The sequence below is a fragment of the Prevotella conceptionensis 9403948 genome (genome assembly GCF_000312305.1).
In the GTDB taxonomy this organism is placed as follows: domain Bacteria; phylum Bacteroidota; class Bacteroidia; order Bacteroidales; family Bacteroidaceae; genus Prevotella; species Prevotella conceptionensis.
This window is the reverse complement of record NZ_HE999448.1, coordinates 208,470-213,870: the sequence shown is the minus strand read 5'-3', so window position 1 is coordinate 213,870 and position 5,401 is coordinate 208,470. Positions and strand designations below refer to the sequence as shown.

The 5,401-nt window shown below is 47.4% G+C and carries 3 protein-coding genes and 2 pseudogenes; 4 read left to right on the top strand and 1 reads right to left on the bottom strand.

The genetic code is table 11. From position 1 onward, the window contains the following. From BN93_RS10215 to BN93_RS10200, 4 genes and pseudogenes are all read left to right on the top strand, one after another. Nucleotides 1-497, top strand: a pseudogene (locus tag BN93_RS10215) (hypothetical protein); the annotation flags it as partial. A 58-nt stretch (nucleotides 498-555) separates the two neighbouring features. Then, nucleotides 556-1,617, top strand: coding sequence for a DUF4876 domain-containing protein (locus BN93_RS10210; protein WP_044260511.1), 1,062 nt, complete (start codon nucleotides 556-558; stop codon nucleotides 1,615-1,617). Between the two features lie 1,758 nt (nucleotides 1,618-3,375). Beyond that, on the top strand, nucleotides 3,376-3,804 hold the full coding sequence (locus tag BN93_RS10205) for a CidA/LrgA family protein (protein ID WP_019188232.1): 429 nt from the start codon (nucleotides 3,376-3,378) through the stop codon (nucleotides 3,802-3,804). 64 nt (nucleotides 3,805-3,868) lie between these two features. Then, entirely contained in the window at nucleotides 3,869-4,567 is a 699-nt protein-coding gene (locus tag BN93_RS10200; protein WP_009231042.1) for an LrgB family protein, read from the top strand. Nucleotides 4,568-4,990: 423 nt separating this feature from the next. On the opposite strand, the pseudogene BN93_RS10195 reads toward BN93_RS10200, so the two are convergent. After that, a pseudogene (locus BN93_RS10195) lies at nucleotides 4,991-5,401 on the bottom strand (glycoside hydrolase family 10 protein); the annotation flags it as partial.

Sequence of the window (5,401 nt, the reverse complement as noted above, 5' to 3'; positions counted from 1 at the left end):
ACCTCGATGCCGACGAAAACGACAAGCTGCACAGCGAATGGCCGTTCGAGATAACCAAACGTACCGACCCCGCCACAGGAGAGGCCGGCAAATACACTCGCCCATCCTACTTGCTGCCCAAGTTCTACCTCTCGGTAAGGGTTATGAAATGCCCCAAGGGGAAGAAAGCGCTCATACCACGCGACGAATACCTCAAACGCCATTCCACTTACGAGTTCATCAGCAAGCTTATCTGCGCCGACTGGTTCAATCCCGACGAGCCTAAGGAATACGGTGCCGACTCGCAGTGGCAAGAGGTGATACGCTTCAACATACCCATCAAGGTTTATTGCAGTAGTTTCGACACCGACCCAACGGCCATCGACCCCAACGACCCCTTTTATTATTACCTGGGATTGGAAATAGGACTGTCGCCCGCCGATGCGCTGGAAGCATCGCAAAACCTGCAAACCCACGGCGTGGGAGGCGGTTCGGGATTTGGCAACTGGTTCCTCTAAACCAAGCATGCAAGCAGCCAACGCCGAACATCAACACAACTTTAAAAGACAACACAAAATGAAACAACTTGCAACACTCGTTTTACTGGCCCTACTCACGGGCTGCGTACGAAACGAATTGCCCACCAAGCAATCCAACGCCAAAAGCAAAGTAGACCACCTTATCATCAAGGAAGTATTCTACATTGGGCACTATTGGGTGCGCGACGTGAGCAAATGGGGATTCAAAAACACCAACAACAACTACAACGACGACCAATACATCGAGATATATAACCCCACAGACCAGGTGCAATACCTCGACAACATGGCCCTTTGCGCCCATGCCATCGACCCCACGAAGGTTATCACCTTCGCCCCGAAAGACGATTTCGTGAACCGATACTACGGCGTGAACGCCATCTCGTACTTCCCCGGCAGCGGACACGACCTGCCCGTACAGCCCAAACAATCGATAATCGTGGCGAAATACGCCACAGACCATAAGGCGATGTTTGAGAAAGAACTCGAAGGCGAAGACCTCTCCTTGTACAAGGGGCTAGACGCGTTCTTAGACCTACGCAAAGCCAACTTCGAATGGACAAACGCCAATTACGACCACTCGGGAAAGAACAACCCCGACGTACCCGACTTGCAAGCCATCATGACCCGTAAAGACAAAAGCGGCAACACCATACCTTCGTACGAGATGCAAGAAATATCCGAACACGGAGGATTGGCATTGGTGAGGCTACCGTGGACGCCCGAAGACTTTGCGAAAAACTACAAAGACACCAAAGACAAGCGAGGATACCTGCACTACATCACCGTCACCAGTAGTGCCTTCGCCGACTTCGAGGCAATAGAAATTCCTTTCGAGTACGTTGTAGATTGCATCACGATTTGCCCTAGGAGCCAATTCCAGATGCGCCCCAGCAAACTGGACAAGGGTTACAATGCCGTAACCGACGTACCTTTCGTCAGCATCAAGAACAGCGACTATCCCACTTACTCGGGATTGGCCCTAACCCGACGTTGGGACGGGAGGAAATTCGTTGACGACGACAACACCAAATCCGACTTTAAGGTGCAAGTGGCATCGCTATCTAGAAAAGACGACAAGGGAAATCCCATCAAATAACTTTATCCGTTGGCGGTGCATCCGGATTTGTTCCGAATGCACCGCCAACCGTTTTTCACATCAGGGCGGAACATTCTCCCCCGCATACACCTAAACAAAAGCAAAAGGTTAATTGCTTGAAACCGCTGCACCCCCTCCGCAAGGATTTTTTAGAACAAGAGCTTATTGATAACTCATGCCAGTTCTTTTTTAGCATATAGGGCTTTTCAGAAATCTCCGCTTGTTTATTTTCAATGTTTCTGATGGCAAAATGGGAGCAAGTGTACCTATCATTTAGGCTTTAACAAATTGTGGAATTTATCCTAGTTCTCCTAATTATTCTAACCCTTTGAGTGCAGCTAGTTCTTAAAGCCATTCCAATTATCCTAGCCTTTCCAGTTATCCTAGCCTCAACTATCACACGCAACCATCTTGTTATCTTTGTGATACCAACACAAGATAAACATTCCGCACATATACGACGTGCAGAACAAATCAACTAACGGGCTTTTAAACGTACGAAAGCCCAACAATTCCCTAATACATCAACTTACAAACAGAAATAATCACAAACTCACAAAGAGGAAAACTCAAAAAATCATCAACTCTGAAACTCACAAACACAGAAACTCATCAACTCATAAACTTGACAACTCACAAACATATAACCTTAAAAGCCCACTTCTCAACTCGTCAATCCGCCCCTATTGTCAATTTTTCAGTACAAATTTTAACATTATGAGTACCCTTTTCGCCAACCAATCGCCAACCTTGCCACAAAAAATCGATTCTCGCGAAGGTTTGTTTTGATGCAAAAAGGGGTTAGCTGTACAAGCAGGCAAAATGAATTTTTATTTAAACTGACCGCCACTAACACCCACTTTGGGGCCATTTGCAGCAAAACGAAGCGCGTTTTGGTGCTAAACGCAGTGTAATATGCCGCTAAATGCAGTGCATTTTGGTGCTAAATGGAGTGCGTTTTGGTGCTAAACGCAAGGTAAAATGGTGCTAAATGCAGTGTAAAATGCCACTAAACGCCATTCGAGAAGCATAAATATCCACGGCAATTGCATAAACAAAACCTTATAGAACCATGAAACACATAGCCGAAAAGGGCGAAATAGTAGTTAAAAAGTATGATTTTAGGGTCTAAAAGTGGGTATTTAGGCCTGAAAAATTACGAGCCGTCAACCAAACTAGAAAGGCAAAATGGTACAAAATGCAGGTTTTGTTCTTGAAAACGGACAAAGCAAAAGGCGTGAAAAGCCAAAAATAGGGGCTATTTACCCGTTTTGCGGCCTATATTTTCGCTAGAACGGGGTGAAGAATAGAGCGGGATTGTAAAACAAAAGATAACAATTTAAGCTTTTAAGCGTTTGAGTTAGTGAGTTAGTGAGTTGATGACCTAGCCTTTCTAGTTATCCTAGACTTCCTAGTTATCCTTGCCTTTCTAGTTATCCTAGCCTTTCTAGTTATCCTTGCCCCAACTAGCCCATGCAGCCATCTTTTCACCTTTTCACCTTTAAAGGTGTTAGCCATCTTTTCACCTTTTCACCCTTTCACCTTTTAAAGGCGTTAGCCATCTTTTCACCTTTTCACCTTTAAAGGCGTTAGCCATTTTTTCACCTTTTCACCCTTTCACCTTTTCACCTTTATAACCCTTTTCACCTTTATAACCTCCATTTCAAAAAAAAGCCTTACCTTTGCATCGTTATTAAGGATAAGGCCTACCTTTGCAGGCCAGTGCAAACATAAATAAGCATTCGTTCATCGGCTATAATGGCTAAACAGTTTTTCGTTATTTTCGGATGTCTTGCCCTCGGCGAGGTTATCGTTTGGGCAACAGGCATCAAGCTACCATCGAGCATCATTGGCATGCTGCTCCTCACCTTCTTTCTCAAAACCAAGATAGTAAAGCTAGAATGGGTAGAGAAACTCTCCCAGTTTCTGCTTGCAAACCTTGGTTTCTTCTTCGTGCCCCCTGGCGTGGCCATCATGCTCTACCTCGATGTTATCCAAAAAGAGCTGCTGCCCATTGCTATGGCCACCCTGCTAAGCACCATACTCGTATTGGTAGTAACGGGACACATGCACCAGTTCGTTGTGAAGGCCGAGCGGAAACTGCTGGCCATGCACATGCGCAGGCATAAGAGAAAACAACAAGACCACACACAAGCCGTTGCACCCACCAACGACGACGAAGTATAACCCCACAGTCTCACCAATCACTTATAGCGGGCCAACAGGCCCAACATCACATACCCCACACGCAATGCAACAGCTTTTCTCCAACCAATACATCATCTTGGCCCTCACCTTTGCCGTATTCTACTATTTCCGCCGACTGCAATACCGCACGGGTTGGGTACTGCTCAACCCCATACTCATAGCCATCGTGCTGCTCATAGCCTACCTGAAACTAACGGGCGTATCGTTCGAAACATTCGAACAGAGCGGTCAGCTCATCGACTTTTGGCTCAAACCAGCCGTCGTGGCCTTGGGCGTGCCACTCTATTTACAGTTCGAGGCCATTAAGAAGTTATGGTTTCCCATCGTTCTGTCGCAGTTGGTGGGTTGTCTGGTGGGCATTGTCAGCGTAGTTGTGGTGGCCCAACTTTTCGGTGCGTCTAATGTGGTTATCATCTCCATGGCCAGCAAATCGGTAACAACGCCCATCGCCATGGAAGTAACCCAAGCCCTTGGCGGCATCCCCTCGCTCACGGCGGCCGTAGTGGTAATAACAGGCATCTTGGGCGCCATACTGGGCTTTAAGGCTTTGGCCTTAGGCCACGTCAGCAGTCCCATTGCCAAGGGGCTGTCCATGGGAACGGCTTCGCATGCCGTAGGGGCATCCACGGCTATGGGCATCAGCAACAAGTATGGTGCCTTCGCATCACTGGGAATTACCCTCAACGGCATCTTCACCGCCCTGCTCACACCCACCATCCTTAGGATAATGGGGATTATATAGTTGACGAATTAACAAGTGAACGAGTTGCAAAGGTGCTGTTGCAGGCTTAAACCCACGGGATAACCAACAAAAAAGCTTGTTTTCACACGCAGAACACATCGTGACAAAGAGCTAAATGCGATGCCTGGGCAAGTGAAAACAAGGTGTTTGGCTAGTGAGAACAAGGCGTTTGGCTAGTGAAAACAAGGTGTTTGGAAAGTGAAAACAAGGTGTTTGGTAAATGATAGTGGGCCGACAACCAACTATCAGTGCTTAGTTTGTTGTCGACCCACTCCATTAATGATACATTCTCCCACAGAAAGCAGGAGCGAACATGCCGTTCGTAAACCCGAACGGTTTTAACGCCTTACGGCACTTATACTTGTACACATGTGGCAAATGTGGAAAGGCGATGCGGCTGTTCAGTGCGCTATTCCGCGGCCTTTACTTTACATCAACGGTTGTTGAAGGTTGGCTTTCGGCATTGTCCTTTTTGCTTACGGCCGTAACAAAGTATGTTCCAGCTTCGTTTAGCGTAACCTCTTGTTGGTGCGTAACGGCTATGGTTGTGGCTTCTTTACCTGCTCCGTTGCTGCGATATACCGCGAAGTAGGCACCGTCTGCCCCATTCCATTGCAGCGTTTTGCCGTTGGCGCGCACGTTGGTGGGCGCAGAAGGCGGTGTGGCTTGCCGTTTCCCAAGGTACGGCAGCACGGCAGGATGCTTGTAAACGTCCTTAATCACCGAGAGAATGCCAACCGGATTGTTCAGCAAGTCTTTGGCACTGTAAAGCACGCTGCCCTTTACTTTGTGGAATTTCTGGGCAAAAAGCGAACTGGTTAGCCAGTTCGGCGG